Here is a 15,968-nt window from a genome sequence, read left to right as displayed (position 1 = left end):
CATGTCCGCAATCACCGCGCACGGCGAGAAGAAACTGGTCCTGGCGAGCGGACGGGCCCACCCGGAGCTGGCACAGGAGATCGCCAGCGAGCTCGGCACCTCCCTTCTTCCCGTGGACGCCTATGACTTCGCCAATGGTGAGCTGTACGTCCGCCCGGCCGAGAGCGTGCGCGGCACCGACGCCTTCGTGATCCAGTCGCACCCGGCTCCCATGAACAACTGGCTCATGGAGCAGTTGATCCTCATCGATTCGCTCAAGCGCGCCTCCGCCAAGCGCATCACCGTGGTGTCCCCGTTCTACCCGTACGCCCGCCAGGACAAGAAGGGCCGTGGCCGCGAGCCCATCTCCGCCCGTCTGGTGGCCGACCTCTACAAGACCGCCGGCGCGGACCGCATCATGAGCGTGGACCTGCACACGAGCCAGATCCAGGGCTTCTTCGACGGCCCCGTGGACCACCTCATGGCCATCCCGCTCCTGGCCGACTACATCCGCACCAAGGTCGAGGCCGACAACATCACCGTCGTCTCCCCGGACACGGGCCGCGTGCGCGTCGCCGAGCAGTGGGCCGAGCGCCTGGGTGGCGCCCCGCTGGCCTTCGTGCACAAGAGCCGCGACCTCACCGTCCCGAACCAGGCCGTCTCCAAGACCGTGGTGGGACAGGTCGAAGGCCGCACCTGCGTCCTGATCGACGACATGATCGACACCGGTGGAACGATCTCCGGCGCCGTCCAGGTGCTGAAGAACGCCGGCGCCAAGGACGTCATCATCGCGTGCACCCACGCCGTGCTGTCCGAGCCGGCCTCCCAGCGTCTCGCCGAGTCCGGCGCCCGCGAGGTCGTGGTGACTAACACCCTGCCGATCCCGGCCGAGAAGCGCTTCCCGAACCTCACGGTGCTGTCCATCGCTCCGCTGATCGCCCGCGCCATCCGCGAAGTGTTCGACGACGGCTCGGTCACCAGCCTCTTCGACGGCAAGGCCTGATCCTCGCCTTTCGGCGTCCGGACCCACGGTTTCGTCGCTGACCCACGGAAATTTCCGTGGGTCCGTTCGTTTTCCGCGTCCGGCCGGTGTCCTGATAAGCTGGACCGTCACCTTGGCGAGGGAACCGATTCTCCGGTTCCGTGATCGACTGGGTCCTGGGCTCCCAGGCCGGCCTCATGGCCGCCGGGTGGCCGGACTTGTCCCGCCGCCCATCAGGCCCGGCCTGTCCTCCCCGGAGGAATGCCGTCGGCCGACTACTGAGAGGAGCCTCAGATGTCTGAGACCAAGCTCGATACCGAACTGCGCACCGAATTCGGCAAGGGCTACGCCCGCCGCGCCCGCGCCGCCGGCAAGATCCCCGCCGTCATCTACGGTCACGGCGCAGAGCCCGTGCACGTCAACCTGCCGGGCCGCGAGACCACCCTCGCCGTCCGCACCCCGAACGCCCTGCTGAACCTCGTGATCGACGGTGCCGAGCACCTGACCATCGTCAAGGACATCCAGCGCGACCCGATCAAGCAGATCATCGAGCACATCGACCTGCTGACCGTGAAGAAGGGCGAGAAGGTCGCCGTGGACGTTCCCGTTCACGTCACCGGTGAAGCCGCTCCGGGTGTCGTCGCCAACCAGGAAGCCACCACCGTCTCCGTCGAGGCCGAGGCCACCCACGTGCCCAACGCCATCGAGTTCGACATCGAGGGCCGCGAGGCCGGCGCGCACGTGCACGCCTCCGACCTCGTCCTGCCGAAGGGTTCCGTCCTGCTGAGCGACCCGGAGACCCTGGTCGTCAACCTCTCCGAGGCCACCGTCGTGGAGACCGAGGACGAGGCTGCCGCTGAGGAAGCCGCTCCCGAAGCCGAGTGATCCTTCCGGCCATCGGCCGGATGATCTTCGCTGAGAAGGGCCGGACCCCCTGGGGTCCGGCCCTTCGTGCGTCCCCGGCCCGGCGTCCCGGTCCGCCGGTGGTGACCCGGGACCGGCCGTCGGCACGTAAAATATTCCGGTGAGCGAAACATGGCTGGTGGTCGGACTGGGCAATCCGGGGGCGCAGTATGCGGGCAACCGGCACAACGTGGGCCAGATGGTCCTGGATGAGCTGGCTCAGCGGATGGGCGCGCGGTTCAGCGTCCACAAGAGCCGCGCCCAGCTGGCCGAGGGCCGGCTGGGCATCGGCGGGCCGAAGCTCCTGCTCGCCAAGCCGATGAGCTACATGAACCTCTCGGGCGGCGCCACGTCGGCCCTGAGCCGGTTCTTCGGGATCGAGCCGGACCACGTGATCGCCGTCCACGATGAGATCGACATCCCCTTCAACACCGTGAAACTGAAGCTCGGCGGGGGAGAGGGCGGGCACAACGGCCTGCGCGACATCAGCAAGGCCCTGGCCACCAAGGACTACCTGCGCGTGCGGGTCGGCGTGGGCCGTCCGCCGGGCCGCATGGACACCGCGGACTACGTGCTCAAGGATTTCACCGCGACCGAACGCAAGGATCTGCCGTTCCTCCTGGACTCCGCCGCGGACGCCGTGGAGGAGCTCGTGGGCTCCGGTCTGGTGGCCGCTCAGCAGAGGTTCCACTCGCCGTCGTAGACACCGGAAATACGGGCCTCAAGTCCCTTCTCCTCCTCCCGGCTCGCTGGTATCGTTCAACGTAACGAGCAGGGGGCATCGTGGTCAGTCGCAGGTCTTCAGGGGGCGACTGCTCATGAGAGGTGTCAAAGGTGAGTACATTCGGTACTGCCCACACGCCAACCTTGGCGTTGTCCGCAGCTCCCTCCACATGGAGGAAGGTTCTCGGCGCGGTCGAGCGGAGAAAGTGGTCCGGTGTGGCACACCGGCGCCTGATCCCCACGGTGGACGCCATGATCCAGGACCCCGATCTGCGGGGCATGCTCCTGGAAGGTCCCGAAGGCAGCGGCAAATCCTCACTCGGCTATGAATTCGCCCGGTCTCGGCCGGACATCCACGTGGTGATCCTCTCCGGAACCCAGGCGCTGCGCCGCAAGCCGCTGGGCGTGTTCCTCAAGTACCTGGACCGTATCCCGGACAGCACCGAACCGGATGGTTCCGACCGGGCGCCCGCCGAAGTCATCCCGCCGCTGAGCCAGGCCATCGCCGAAGAGGCCCGGGGGCGCACCACCCTGTTGTTCGTGGACGACATCCACCGCATCGACAGCGCTTCGCTGTCCGTGATCGTGCACCTGGTGCTCTCCGGACGGAGCAAACTCCTCGCCACCGCGCCACGCGGCAAAGAGGTGAACGCGAGCCTCGGCTGGCTCGTCCGGGACGGGCTGATCGTCCAGCACCGCATGGCGCCGCTCAACCGGAGCGAATCCCGCCAGCTGATCCTCCAGTCCACCGGACATCCGATCTCCGAGGCGGCCCTGAGCGCGCTCCTGCAGCACCACGGACGCTCCGCGCTGACCATGCAGGCCCTGTTCGGCGAACAGGTCGAGCAGCGCCGGATCGAACTCCAGTCCGGGCACTGGATCTCCACCCATCCTCTGGCCATCGAACCCCGAGGACCGGTGGCACGGCTCATGGCGGCGCGCCTCCAGCGTGAGCCCGAAGATCTTCAGAAGGCGCTGGTCAAGATCGCACTGCTCCACCGGGCGCCGTGGCGGCTGGCCGCCGCGGTGGTCGGGGTGAAGACCCTCGTGGAACTCGAAGAACGCGGGCACCTGCTCGTCGAGACCTCCAGAGACCGGCATGTGAGCCTGAAGGACTATTTCCTGGCCGAGTCCATCAGGGTCGGAAATCACGAGAAGGCCAGTGGGGAGCTGCTCTCCGAGATCAACCTGGCCGCCGGCGGTTCGCTCATGGAGCTCGAATCGTCGGAACTCCTGGTGCTGGGACAATGGCTTCTCGATTCCGGGCAGGAGCTCGACACCGGGCTCCGTCTGGGCATCGCCGATCACGCTCTGGCCAACGCGCGGCCCCTGCTCACCGTGCGGGTGCTGCGGGACTTCCCGGACGACGACCCGCGGGCCGTGGAAGCCCGCTTCCTCCTGGCCACCGCGTACTTCGCCCTGGCCGAAGCCGAGAAGGCGTGGGCCGTGATCGCCCCGGTCGACGTCGAGGCGTTCATGGCCGTCGCCCCGGGCCCCGGCTCCCTGGCCGTCGCGGCGATGGTCCAGCAGGCCCGCGTGCGGTGCCACCTGGAACTGTTCGGGGACCAGCAGGCCGCTTGGAACGAGGTCGCCACGCTGGAGGCGCTCATCAGCCGTTTCGAACAGGAGAACCGCACCGGCTGGACCCGGACGGCCGGCGACGGCAGTCACCTCAGCGTCGCCGAGCGTCTCCTGCTGGCAGGCCTGGAGATCCGCTTCCACAGCGGGGACTTCCGCACCGTCGGGCCCGAACTGGAGGCTGTGTGGGCCTCGCCCGCGAGCAGCGAGGAGATGCGTCTGGTCTGCGGCAGTTTCCTGGTCATGTGCCATGCGGTGATGGGCCGGGAGGACGACGCCGTGCGGCTCTCGGGAGAGGTCGTGGAGCGGCTGCGCCGGGCGCCGCAGGACTACAAGGTCCGCGAGATCCACCTCGAAGGGCGCGTGCTCGCCCTGATCTGGAGCGGCCGCTGGGTGGAGTGCGTCGATGAACTTCAGGAGCTTCTGGAGGCCAGTGGCCAGGACGCCATGTTCCGCGGCGGTGTCATGGAACTCGGCGTCGGTCTGGCCTACTGCTTCGCGGGGAAGTCCGATCAGTCCATCGAGAGTCTCGCGTCCTCGATCGCACAGCTGGAGGCGGAGCGGCCCAACGGCTACCTGTGCGTGGCACTCGCGGCGCTCGCCTTCTCCCAGGCCTCGGCCGGCAACGAGGATGCCGCCCGGGACCTGCTCCTCCGACTGGACCGGATCGAAACGGCGATGAGCTGGACCAACCGCTTCATGACCGGGTTCTTCGTCCACATGGCCCACCTCGCGATGAACGACCTCGAAGCGGCCCGGACGCTGGTCCGCTCAGGTCTCGAGGACCTTGACGCGGGACGTCTCACCGCGGCGTCGCTCAGTCTGTTCGGCGCCAAGTACTACAACAACCACCGCGAGATCGAGGCGGTCCGGGAGTCCGGGATGCAACGTCAGGGGGCCATGGGCGCCATCACCGCGGGCTGGGCGTCCGCGGTCCTCAACCGTGATCCGCAGGAGGCGCTGCACGCGGCCACCGCCGCCGAGAAGCTTCAGCTGCAGGCGGTCGAGTACCGGTGCGCCGCCGTCGCGCTCGAGCTGGCGAAGGAGAACGCCAGCAGTCTCTCGGTCGCGTCGGCGCGGGCCCACCTGCAATCGGCCGAGAGCGGCGGGCTCGTGAACCGGACCCTGGTCTCCGTCAGTCACGGCGGTCATCTCACCCACCGGGAACTGCAGGTGGCGCGGCTGGCCGAGCAGGGCCTGGGCAACCGGGACATCGCGCGCCGGATCGGCATTTCGGTCCGCACGGTGGAGGGCCATCTCTATCAGGCCTTCGCGAAACTCGGCGTGACCTCGCGACAGCAACTCGACTCCTTGTCCGCCGCCTTGTCGGACACCACCCCCGCAGGACAGCCAGCGCCCGATCATGAATGACATCGCGCGGCCGTTCGGCCGGGAACCGGAACTGGCGGAGGTGCTCAGACTCCTGACCGCCGACGAGGTGCCCGCCGTCTTCGTGGCCGCCGCACCCGGCATGGGCGTCACCACGCTGCTGCGCCGGCTCTTCGGAACCCTCTCCGCCACGCGCCCCGTGCTCTCGCTGCACGGCACGCCCGCCCTCACCCTCGTCAACTACGGGGTGCTCGCCGTGCTGCGCGGCATGGACTCCCTGGGCGCCCTGTCGCTCAACCCCACCCCTGCCCTCAAGGTGCTCCGGGCGCACTTCCGGGCCCAACGCCAGGCTTTGGGCGGGGACTCGGACGGGCCGCCTCCCGTGGTGGTCGTGGATGAGGCGGACTCCCTGGACCCTGCGAGCAGCGACCTCTTCGCCTCCCTGGTGATGGAGGGGGACATTGCCCTCGTGGCGTCCTATGACGCCCGGCGCCCTCTGTCCGGGCCCCTCAGCGAACTCTGGGGAATGGGCCTGGCCGAGGAGGTGGGCCTCGAACCGCTCGACCGCGAGCGCACGCGCAGCTACGCCCGGGAGGCTCTGGGCGCGCCGCTGCTGCCCGGTCTGGAGTGGAAGCTCTGGCAGGACTCGGGCGGGAGTCCCATGCTCCTGCATCTCCTGCTCTCCGAGGCCCGCCGCAACGGGGGCATCGCGCTGCGGCGCGAGGTGTGGGTGGCCACCGCCAAGGAGCCGTGGTCCGGCGAGGGGCTGCACGCGATCGTCGAGGAACGGCTCGCCAGCCTGAGCCTGCAATCGCATCACGCACTCAATGCCGTGGCGCTGGGCGGCACCCTCCGGCTCGAGGTGCTCGAGGCCCGCTTCGGCACGGAGGCCCTGCAGACCCTTCTGGACGAAGGGTTCGTCCGCTGCGAGGACGGCGACCCCGAACGGGTCCGGATGACCAACCCGGTGTACGGGGAGGTGGTCCGCTCCCTGATCCCGCACAGTCTGAGCCGCGCGATCCTGGAGGACCTGGAGAACCTCGAGGGTGACGTGGACGTGCCCCTCGTGCTCCTCCAGCGGACCCGCTGGCTGCTCGACTCCGGGATGTCCGTGCCACCGGAGCAGCTGCTGCGTGCGGCCACCCTGGCGTGCAAGCACTTCGACGCGGACCTGGCCGAGAGGTTCCTGGGCGCCGTGCCCGCAACGGCCCACGCGGCGTGGACGGAGGCGGTGAGGGCCCGGCTGGACTTCAACGAGGGCGAGTACCGGCGGATCCGGGAGCGTCTCGCCGCGCCCTGGCTCCTGGCCGATCAGGTGGCCCAGCTGCGGGTGTCCCTCCTGGAGGCGGCCACCACCATCGCCGCCGGGCTGCCGTCGTCGGGCATCAGCGGGCAGGCGCGGAGGCTCCGTGCGCTGGCCGCCACGGAGGACGGGGACGACGACGACGGCGGCGCCACCTGCGCGGCGCTCCGGCGGCGCGCCGTGGTGCTGGACGCCCTGGCGGCCAACCAGCAGGGCCACCTGTCAGCGATGGAGGGACTGATCGGATCCCTCCTCGACGCCACCGCGGGGGACGACTCGCCGCAGGCCCTGATCGACCGGACCCTGGCCCTGTCCCTCGATGCGGAGCGCCTCACGGTCCTGGGCGATTCCGAGGCGGCGCTGCGTCGTGCCGGGGAGGCCTTCGCGCTCCGGCACGACGAGAGCCTCGACGTGTTCTTCCTGCCGGAGACCGTGATCGTCACGGCACTCATGGTGTCCCTCGCCGCCGGGAGCCCGCAGGCCGCGCTGGAACTGGTGGCGCTGACCCGGATCGACGCCACGGGCGCCGCGATGGCGTTCGGCGGTGGGACGAGCCTGATCACGGGCGCCAATCTCGGGCTGCAGGGGGAGTACGCCGCGAGCCTGGAGCCCCTGCTGGCCGGCCTGGAGAACCTGAAGATCAACGATCCCCAGCGGCTGCGCGGCTTCTTCGTGGCGCAGGCGTACATGGCGGCGGCCAAGACGGGCCGGGTCGAGCTGGCCCGTGAGCTGCGGGAGAGCTACGAACCCGGCTGCACCTTCTATTACGGCCAAGTCATGTCGTCGCTGATGCTGGCGTGCGGGGACGCGGAGCTCGACCCCGACGGACCCGGCGCGGCGGCCATGGCCGACACGGCCGAGACCATGGCGCGGGCGGGTTTCCTCGGTCTGGCGGCGCCGGCCTGGTCCATGCTGCTGGGTCTCGGACATCCCGGCGCACGCGAGCGGCTGGAAGCCATCATCCCCGGGCTCACCGGTCCTTGGGCGGAGGCGATGGCCCGCTTCCTGGAGGCGGCCCAGGTCCCGGACGCCCAGCAGATCCTCGAGGCGGGCCGTTCACTCGACGTGCGCGGCCATACGGCGCTCGCGCGGTCCCTGTACCGGACGGCGGCGGACACTGCACGGCGGAACGGCGACGGCGTCACGGCCCACCACGCCCGCCAGGCGCTCAGCACTGTGGCCGAGCTGTCCGGTGACGGCGGGATGCCGGACGAACCGGGGGCCCCGAGACTCACGGGACGTGAGCAGGAGATCGCCAGGCTGGCGCGGGACGGACACTCGGATGAGACGATCGCCGCGCTCCTGCACCTCTCCGTCCGGACGGTCGGCGGTCACCTCAGCCGCGCGTACCGGAAGCTCGGCGTCTCGTCACGGCGCCAGCTGGCGGACGTCTTCAAGGACTGATCGGCCGCCCTGGGCCGGGCCGGCCCTGAAACATACGGCCCTCACACCCTGCCTTCCACCACGCGCTCTTCACGGTGTACCTGAGTAGTCGGTGACCGCGCGGTCCGGAATCAGGTAGGACCACGGGGAACCGGAGGGCCGACGGCATCCGGTGCGGGCACTACTCGGGTAATCCCGGAGTTCCTCCGGGGACCGTGGCGGGGAGACCGGAGCCAGATGCAGGTAGTCGCTCCGCGGGCCTGCGCACGGCCGGGGTACTTGACTGAAAGGGCAGTTCAAGAACCACAAATGAGGTCTCAATGTCCCGGTCTTCATCCCCGGTGGCGCATCGTGGCGAGAACCCGTCCCGGGTCAGTCCTGTGCGGTCCATCGACAGCAGCGGTGGTGCGATCACACTGCCCGGCCGTCAGGCGCGGGCTCCACATGCGGGGTCGGCGGTGGAACAGCCTTCCGAGACCGAGGCTACCCCCCTGCCACCGTCGGCCCCCTCACTCTTCCGAGGGCGCACCACCCCTTGGGCGTCGGCACACCAGGCCCTGGCGAACCGTGCGGCCGCCCACCGGGCCACCGCGCGCCGCGTGAGCGCAGGCGGCGGGCTGGAGGAGCTCGACGTGCCGGCCGGCGTCGTGAAGAGCGCCACCGCCCACCGGGTGGCACGCACCGTCACCACTGCCGGAGCGGCCTCCTGGGAGAGCGGCCTGAGGCGGAAGCTGCGAATCAGCGACTGGGCGTGCATCGTGGCCGCCGTGTTCCTGGCCCACACCTTCCGCTGGGGATTCGACGCCTGGGAACTCGGGGACACCTACTTCTGGGTGAGCCTCGGCATCATCGTCCTGTGGTGCCTGGACCTGGAGTTCGGGCACAGCCGGGACGCCCGGGTCCTCGGGCTCGGCGCCTCGGAGTACAAGGCGCTGGCCCACTCCGCGACCCGCGTCTTCGTGCTCGCCGCGGCGGTGCTGATCGTGGTGCAGGGCGGTGTCCTCCGCGGCTTCTTCCTGACCGCGTTCCCGTGCGGCCTGCTCCTGCTGCTCCTGTCCCGCTGGCTCTGGCGCCGCGATCTCAACGGCCGCCGTCGCCGCGGCGAGTACCTGCAGGACGTGGTGGTGATCGGACGCACCAAGGACGTCGAATCGGTGATCCTGCAGCTCCAGGACAATCCCGCCGTCGGGTACCGGGTGGCCGGGGTGGCGCTCAACTCGCTGCCGAGGAAAGCCTCGTACGGCAAGCCCTGGTACCGCATCCCCGTGATGTCCACCCTGGACGACATCGAAGAGCTCGTCCGCCGCGCAGGAGCGAGCATCGTGATCGTGGCGGGCACGCTCCCGGGCGGCTCGCATCGCCTCCGCGAACTCGGCTGGCGGCTCGAGGACCTCTCCACCGAGCTGGTCCTGGCCTCACGCCTGACGGACATCGCCGGACCGCGCGTCCACTACCGTCCCGTCGAGGGCATGCCTCTCATGCACGTGGAGCTGCCGCAGTTCACCGGAACCCGCCACCTCCTCAAACGCCTCGTGGACCTCACGGTCGGCATCCTGGCGCTCGTGATCCTGGCGCCGGTCCTCCTGCTCCTCGCCGTGGTGGTGAAGGCGGATTCGTCCGGCCCGGTCTTCTACTCGCAGGAGCGGATCGGCCGCAACGGCACCACGTTCCGGATGCACAAGTTCCGGTCCATGACCACCGACGCCGACCTCCGCCTCGCGGAGCTGAGCGGCGGGAACCAGGGCTCAGGACCCCTCTTCAAACTGCACGACGACCCCCGGGTCACCCGGTGCGGGAAGTGGATGCGCCGCTACTCGCTGGACGAGCTGCCCCAGCTGTTCAACGTGCTGACCGGCGAGATGAGCCTGGTCGGACCCCGTCCGCCGCTCCGCCGGGAGGTCGAGGCCTATGAGCAGCCCGCACACCGCCGGCTCCTCATCAAACCCGGGATCACCGGGCTGTGGCAGATCAGCGGACGGTCCAATCTGTCGTGGCAGGAATCGGTCCGGCTTGACCTCTACTACGTCGAGAACTGGTCGCTCATGGGCGATCTCATGATCATGTGGCGAACCGCGAAAGCCATGGTCTCAGCGGAAGGTGCGTACTGACATGCCCGTCATCCATCGGATCGGTTACGTCCCCGGGGTCTACGACCTCTTCCACGTGGGGCATCTGAACCTCCTGCGGCAGGCCCGCCAGCACTGCGAATACCTCGTGGCGGGCGTCGTCAGCGACGACCTCGTCCGGGAACGGAAGGGCTTCACGCCCGTCGTCCCCGAGCACGAACGCCTCGACATCGTCTCCTCGTTGAACATCGTGGACGAGGGGATTCTCGAAGCGGTCCCGAGCAAGACCGAGGTGTGGGAACAGGTCCACTTCGACGCCATCTTCAAGGGCGACGACTGGCAGGGCACCCCGGCCGGGGACGCCCTGGAGCAGCTGTTCGAGCCTCTCGGCGTCGAGATCGTCTACCTCCCGTACACCCTGCACACCTCGAGCACCGCGCTCCGCAGGGCCCTCGACCTCCTGGACCGCTCCGCGGCCCCGGCCCCCGCACAGCTGCCGATCGGCCAGGTGACGCCATGAGCGCGACCGAGCCGCGCGGCGTCGTGCACCCCGAACGGAAGGCCTCCGCGATGGCCCCGGCACAGCACAGGACACCCGCACAGCACAGGACACCCGCACAGCACGCGACCCCGTCGCCGCACGGCACCGTGAACCGCACGCACTCGCGCGTGGACATCATGGGCGTGCACGTCAGCTGCGTGAACATGCGACGGGCGGTCGCCCTCGTGGAGGAGTGCGTCGACGGCTCGCGGCACGGCTACGTCTGCGTGAGCGACGCGAACGCCCTGCTCCACGCCCGCGACGACGGCGCCCTGCGGGACGTGCTCAACGACTCGCTGCTGACGGTGCCCGACGGGATGCCGCTGGTGTGGTCGGGCCGCTGGGCGGGTTCGCAGGTGATCGACCGGGTCCCCGGGCCCGAGCTCATGCCGGCCGTGCTGCGGCTCTCCGCCGAGCGCGGCTGGTCCAACTACTTCCTCGGCGGCGACGAGGAGACCATGAGAGCGCTCATCGGCCGCCTGGAGGAGAACATCCCCGGACTGCAGGTGGCGGGCTGGCACTGCCCGCCGTTCCGCGCCCTCAGCGAGGACGAGGACGAGCGGATCGTCCAGGACATCAACGCCTCGGGCGCCACCTTCCTGTGGGTGGGCCTCGGCGCCCCCAAACAGGAGGCCTGGCTGGGGAGCCACAACCACCGGCTCACCGTGCCGGTCGCGTTCGGCGTCGGCGGCGCGTTCGCCATGAACGCCGGGACCGTGGGCCGGGCGCCGCGCTGGATGCAGCGCAGCGGCCTCGAATGGAGCTACCGGCTCCTGCAGGAGCCCAAGCGCCTCTGGCCCCGGTACAGCAAAGTGATCCCCCGGTTCCTGGCGGGGATCGTGGGAGACCCCCCGCATCTGCTGACCGGCCCGTCCCGGGACCCAGGAGCAAGGACACCCTGACATGAACACCAGGTCTCGACACAGCGCAGCGCATCCGGGGGCAGGGGCCCCGGGAACCGTGAAACTCTGGCACAGGGCGAGCTGGGGCATCGCCGATCAGGTGCTCAACAGTGCCGGCAATTTCGCGATGGGGATCGTCGTGGCGCGCGCCGTCCCTCTGGCGGACTTCGGCGCCTACGCGCTGGCGTTCGCCGGTTACTCCCTGGCGCTGGGGATCTCGCGGTCGCTGTCCACGGAACCGTACGCGGTGCGGTATTCCGCAGTCGACGGCGAACCGGCGCGCGCCGCCGCGGGACGCAGCACGGGCACCGCGCTGGTGCTCGGCACAGGACTGGCGGCGCTGGTCGCCGCGGCGACGCCGTTCCTGGACGCAGGCGCCCGCGCCCTGACCCTCGCGCTCGCGGTGAGCCTGCCCGGACTCCTGCTTCAGGACGCCTGGCGGCAGGTGTTCTTCAGCGGGGCACGCGGCGCCAGCGCGTTCCTCAACGACCTGCTCTGGCTCCTCTTCATGATCCCCGGATTCGCCGGGCTCCTGCTCTCCGGCTCCCACTCCGTCGCCGCCTATGTGCTCGCCTGGGGACTGGCCGGGACCGCCGCTGCGGTCTGCGGACTCCTCCAGGCCAGGCTCTGGCCCAGGCCCGCGAAGATGCCTGCCTGGGCCAGGGAACACCGCGCCCTGTGGACCCGGTACCTGGGGGAGAACCTCGCCGTGAACGGCGCACAGCAGATCCTCTTCGCCGCCATCGCGGCCGTGGCGGGCATGGCGGCCCTCGGCCAGCTGAAGCTCGCCATGGTGGCGCTGGGGCCGGTGTTCGTCCTGGTGCAGGGCGTTGGGGTGGTGGCCGTCCCGGAGGCGGCACGCGCGCTCCGGGCCGGCCGGGAGAGCGTGAACCGCGTCCGGCACGGGTCCTCCGGCCTGGTCGCCGGGGGAGCGGCCGTGTGGGGCCTGGTCCTGCTGCTCCTGCCGATGACGTGGACGACGGCGCTGCTCGGCCCGCACTGGCCGGCCGCCGCCGTGCTGGTGCTGCCGCTCGTCCTGGTCCAGGTGGGCAACGGCCTGCGGACCGGGGACGCCGTGATGCTGCGCGCCATGGGACAGGCCCACCGGGGCTTCGTGACCCGTGCGCTCACGTCGGGGCTCTCGACCGTGGCCGGCCTGCTCGGAGCCGTGCTCGCGGCGGCCGACGGAGCGGCCTGGTCGATGGCGGTGGCGGCGGCGCTGTCCGCCTGGCTCTGGGCCGTGCAGTACCGGAGAGGGTGTGCCGAGGCGGCGTCCGCAGCGCTGCCCGGAACCGTCCTGATGGGAAAGGGGGCCTGAGATGAACGGCGGATGGTCCGTGGTCTACGCGCTCAGGAAGCTGTTCACCACGCAGTATGTCCTGATCCTGCTGATCACCCTGGCAGGGGTGCTCGGAGGACTCGGGTACGGGTACAAGCAGCCGGTCACCTTCACCGCCCGAACGAGCGTGGTGACCGGAACCTACAGCCTGCCCAGCAACATCGGCATCCAGGGCGTGATCGACAAGACGGGGCCGCTGGCCCTGGAACTCCCGGCGGAGACCCAGGCGATCATCATCGCCAGCCCCGTCATCACGAACGCCGCCTCGGACGCCCTCGGGGTGGACGGCACGGCGGCCCGGGACATGGCCGAATCCGTGAAGGCGAGCCCGGCCACGGACAACTCCTTCACCATCACGGCCCAGGGCCCGTCGGCGAAGGAGGCCGCGGACTACGCCAACGCGGTCGCCAGTTCCTACCTCGCCTACCGGGCCGAACTGGGGAAGGCGAGCATGAACAAGCTGGCCGGCCAGTACACCGAGCAGGCCGATGCGTCCGCGAGCGCCGCGAAGGCCCTGGACAAGAGCATCCAGGGGGCCGGCGGGGCGAACACGAGCACCGGCGCGTCCCTCGTGGCGCGGCAGCAGGAACTGCTCAAGCAGGCCGAGCAGGCGCGCGGCACCGCGGCCTCGCTGACCGCCATGGCCCTGGACTTCAAGGGCGGCGGATCCGTCCTCGAGAGGGCCAGCGCCGACAAGACCAGCCGTTCCCTGAGCCTCGTGGTCTACGGGCTCCTGGGACTGGCCGGTGGCCTGGGCCTGGGGATCGTCACCGCGGCCGTGCGCCGTCAGGTCTCACCCCGCATCACTGATCGTCTGGACATCGTCCGCACCCTTGAAGGAGTCGCCGTGTTTGCCGAACGAAGCGCCGGGGATCCGGCCCTGGGACCGCTGCTCTGGCGGACGCTGTCCCGCATCCTGCCCCTCGGGCAGAGTCAGACGGGCAGCCGCGTGGTCGCCGTCCAGGCCCTGTCCAGCCCGGCGTCGGGCCTGCGGGCCGCGACCGCCGTGGCCGAAGCGGCGGCCCACGCCGGGCACTCGCTGCTCCTGTACACGGAGTCGGGGGAGGCCGCGGGGAAGCTGAGCGGGGCCGACGCCGTATCCGCGGCGGGCCTTGAGGAGCTCGACGGCGCGGCCCGACGCCGGGTCAACGGATTGTCGCTGAACCAGGCGAGTTACCTGGCGTCCAGTTCGCGGACGCTGCAGGGTGACATGGTCACGATCGTCGGGGGGGACCCGATCACCTCCTCCGCCGAGGGGCACGCCTCCTTGCCCGAGCATTTCGGGGGTCCGGTCCTCCTGTCCGTCGAAGAAGGCATGGACAGCGCGGACGGCCTGTTCGACGCGGTGGACCAGCTTCGGATGTCCGGGCTGGATGTCGCCGCCGTCGTGCTCACCAAGGCGCCGCGCCGCTTCCGCTGGTTCCCTTCCCGCCGGAAGACCCGGGCGCCGAAGCGGGCTGGGCTGACCGCGGTGTCGTCCGGCCCGGAGCCTTCCGCCGGTGAGGACCGGGACTCCGGGCAGGACTCCGGTCACGGGGCCGGTCCGGCATCCGCGAGGGCCGGAAAGGCCCGGGTGTCCGGCCGCACCCCGGCGAGGGCGCGGTCATGAGCGCCGTGACGGTTCCGGGCCCCCGGCGCCTGGCCGATGCGCGCGGGCCCGCCCGTGACCGGACCGTCCTGGGCCCGGTGGCCGCGACCGTCGTCGTGACGCTCGTGTGGCTTCTCCTGGAGCTCAGCGTGCAGCCGTGGTCCCGCTCGGATTCGCTGGGCGGCACGGACAGCAGCAGCCTGCTCAAGGGCGTGGTCCTGCTCGCCTGCCTGCTCGGGCTCGTGGTGTTGACGCCGCCGCGGACGCGGCTGGCGGTCCCACCGGTCTTCCGGATCTACCTGCTGTTCACCGTTGCGGTCATCCTGAGTTCGCTGCTGCTGCCGTCGAGTCTGACCATCATGGTCCGGGCCGGCAGGTTCATGGCCGGGATCGCCGTGCTGGTGCTGCTGTTCCCCCTCATCAAAGACCGGGCGCACACCTTCGTGCGGATCATGTTCGGCGTCCACCTGGTGCTGGGGTTCAGCGTGCTCGCCGGCATGGTGCTCCTGCCCTCGCAAGCGTGGCTCGACGGCCGGAATTTCGCTCAGGGCGGCCGGCTCATGGGCGCGATCATGCCGATGATGCCGCCCCGGGTGGGTGAGATCGGCGCCGTCGTCCTGGGCCTCGGCATCCTGCTCTGGGCCTTGCGCCTGCTCCCGCTGCCGGTGGCCCTCGCCGCCGTCGCGCTGGGAGCCGCGTTGATCGTGCTCAGCCGCACCCGCACGGCGCCTCTGGCGGCCCTCACCGGCCTGCTCCTGGCCGCGCTGGCGCTGCGCCGGCATCAGGGCGCCCGGCGGATCGCCGCCGTGTTCCTCGCGGCCTGCGTGGCGGCCGCGCCCTTCCTGGGCACCATTTCGACCTGGGCCCTCCGCGGCCAGGACACCAGCCAGCTGGAACGCCTGAGCGGGCGCACGCTGGTCTGGGATTTCATCCTTTCGCAGCCCATGACGGACCTCACCCGCTGGTTCGGTCACGGGCTGGGGGAGAAGCGGATCCTCCTGCGCCGCGGCGAAGGGGACATCAACTACATGGCCATCGACAACAGCTGGCTGGACTCCTATTGGGAATCCGGCCTGGTGGGTCTGGTGCTCATCGTGGCGGCGACCCTCGCCGCCCTCGTCTACGCGCTCCGGACCCCGGAGCCGGGCGCCCGCGCCGTCGCCGCCTTCCTGTGCGGCTACGTCCTCGTGGCGTCCATCAATGAGAGCGGCCTGTGTGACCTGTCATCCATGACGCTCCTGCTCCTGGCCTCCGCGCAGCTCTCGCTGTGCGGGAGGTTCCACACCAAGGGCCTCCCGGCCGGTGACGTGTCCCGGGGTCCCAGGTTCAGCATCCTCTCGGGGAGAAAGTGA

General features: G+C 70.3%; 11 protein-coding genes. All 11 read left to right on the top strand.

The window, feature by feature from the left end; genetic code table 11:
• The first annotated feature begins 1 nt into the window (after position 1).
• The 11 genes from BLV63_RS14040 (at position 2) to BLV63_RS13990 (ending at position 15,968) form a co-directional block, all read left to right on the top strand.
• Positions 2-982, top strand: a complete 981-nt coding sequence (locus BLV63_RS14040) for a ribose-phosphate diphosphokinase (protein ID WP_066216800.1) — start codon at positions 2-4, stop codon at positions 980-982.
• A 273-nt stretch (positions 983-1,255) separates the two neighbouring features.
• Positions 1,256-1,846, top strand: coding sequence for a 50S ribosomal protein L25/general stress protein Ctc (locus tag BLV63_RS14035; protein WP_066216803.1), 591 nt, complete (start codon positions 1,256-1,258; stop codon positions 1,844-1,846).
• A 139-nt stretch (positions 1,847-1,985) separates the two neighbouring features.
• On the top strand, positions 1,986-2,567 hold the full coding sequence (pth, locus tag BLV63_RS14030) for an aminoacyl-tRNA hydrolase (RefSeq protein WP_066216807.1): 582 nt from the start codon (positions 1,986-1,988) through the stop codon (positions 2,565-2,567).
• Positions 2,568-2,803: 236 nt separating this feature from the next.
• A complete protein-coding gene (locus BLV63_RS14025; protein ID WP_066216810.1) occupies positions 2,804-5,536 on the top strand; it encodes a helix-turn-helix transcriptional regulator in 2,733 nt (910 codons plus the stop codon).
• Positions 5,529-8,201, top strand: coding sequence for a helix-turn-helix transcriptional regulator (locus BLV63_RS14020; RefSeq protein WP_066216813.1), 2,673 nt, complete (start codon positions 5,529-5,531; stop codon positions 8,199-8,201). Before BLV63_RS14025 ends, BLV63_RS14020 begins: the two co-directional genes overlap by 8 nt.
• 578 nt (positions 8,202-8,779) lie before the next feature.
• Positions 8,780-10,288: a sugar transferase gene (locus BLV63_RS14015; protein ID WP_169795536.1), complete on the top strand. Its 1,509-nt coding sequence runs from the start codon at positions 8,780-8,782 to the stop codon at positions 10,286-10,288.
• 1 nt (position 10,289) lies between these two features.
• Positions 10,290-10,766 (top strand): FAD synthase family protein, encoded by a 477-nt coding sequence (locus BLV63_RS14010; RefSeq protein ID WP_066216822.1) that lies wholly within the window; start codon positions 10,290-10,292, stop codon positions 10,764-10,766.
• Positions 10,763-11,689 carry a WecB/TagA/CpsF family glycosyltransferase gene (locus BLV63_RS14005; protein WP_217640454.1) on the top strand — a complete coding sequence of 309 codons (927 nt, stop codon included), beginning with the start codon at positions 10,763-10,765 and terminating at the stop codon, positions 11,687-11,689. Before BLV63_RS14010 ends, BLV63_RS14005 begins: the two co-directional genes overlap by 4 nt.
• 58 nt (positions 11,690-11,747) lie before the next feature.
• The gene (locus BLV63_RS14000) at positions 11,748-13,007 is read left to right on the top strand and encodes an MATE family efflux transporter (protein ID WP_066216825.1); all 1,260 of its coding nucleotides are present in this window, start codon (positions 11,748-11,750) and stop codon (positions 13,005-13,007) included.
• A 1-nt stretch (position 13,008) separates the two neighbouring features.
• Positions 13,009-14,637 carry a YveK family protein gene (locus BLV63_RS13995; RefSeq protein ID WP_066216828.1) on the top strand — a complete coding sequence of 543 codons (1,629 nt, stop codon included), beginning with the start codon at positions 13,009-13,011 and terminating at the stop codon, positions 14,635-14,637.
• Entirely contained in the window at positions 14,634-15,968 is a 1,335-nt protein-coding gene (locus BLV63_RS13990) for an O-antigen ligase family protein (RefSeq protein WP_139244701.1), read from the top strand. The genes BLV63_RS13995 and BLV63_RS13990 overlap by 4 nt, the downstream gene beginning before the upstream one ends.

The organism is Arthrobacter woluwensis, assembly GCF_900105345.1.
GTDB classification, from domain to species: domain Bacteria; phylum Actinomycetota; class Actinomycetes; order Actinomycetales; family Micrococcaceae; genus Arthrobacter_E; species Arthrobacter_E woluwensis.
The sequence above is the reverse complement of the archived record's forward strand: the minus strand, read 5'-3'. Positions and strand labels throughout refer to the sequence as shown.

What these genes read in the sequence shown, in the direction of transcription:
- BLV63_RS14020 (WP_066216813.1), top strand. Translation starts at nt 5,529, where the DNA reads ATGAATGACATCGCGCGGCCGTTCGGCCGGGAACCGGAACTGGCGGAG.
- BLV63_RS14040 (WP_066216800.1), top strand. Translation starts at nt 2, where the DNA reads ATGTCCGCAATCACCGCGCACGGCGAGAAGAAACTGGTCCTGGCGAGC.
- BLV63_RS14010 (WP_066216822.1), top strand. Translation starts at nt 10,290, where the DNA reads ATGCCCGTCATCCATCGGATCGGTTACGTCCCCGGGGTCTACGACCTC.
- BLV63_RS14005 (WP_217640454.1), top strand. Translation starts at nt 10,763, where the DNA reads ATGAGCGCGACCGAGCCGCGCGGCGTCGTGCACCCCGAACGGAAGGCC.
- BLV63_RS13995 (WP_066216828.1), top strand. Translation starts at nt 13,009, where the DNA reads ATGAACGGCGGATGGTCCGTGGTCTACGCGCTCAGGAAGCTGTTCACC.
- BLV63_RS14035 (WP_066216803.1), top strand. Translation starts at nt 1,256, where the DNA reads ATGTCTGAGACCAAGCTCGATACCGAACTGCGCACCGAATTCGGCAAG.
- BLV63_RS13990 (WP_139244701.1), top strand. Translation starts at nt 14,634, where the DNA reads ATGAGCGCCGTGACGGTTCCGGGCCCCCGGCGCCTGGCCGATGCGCGC.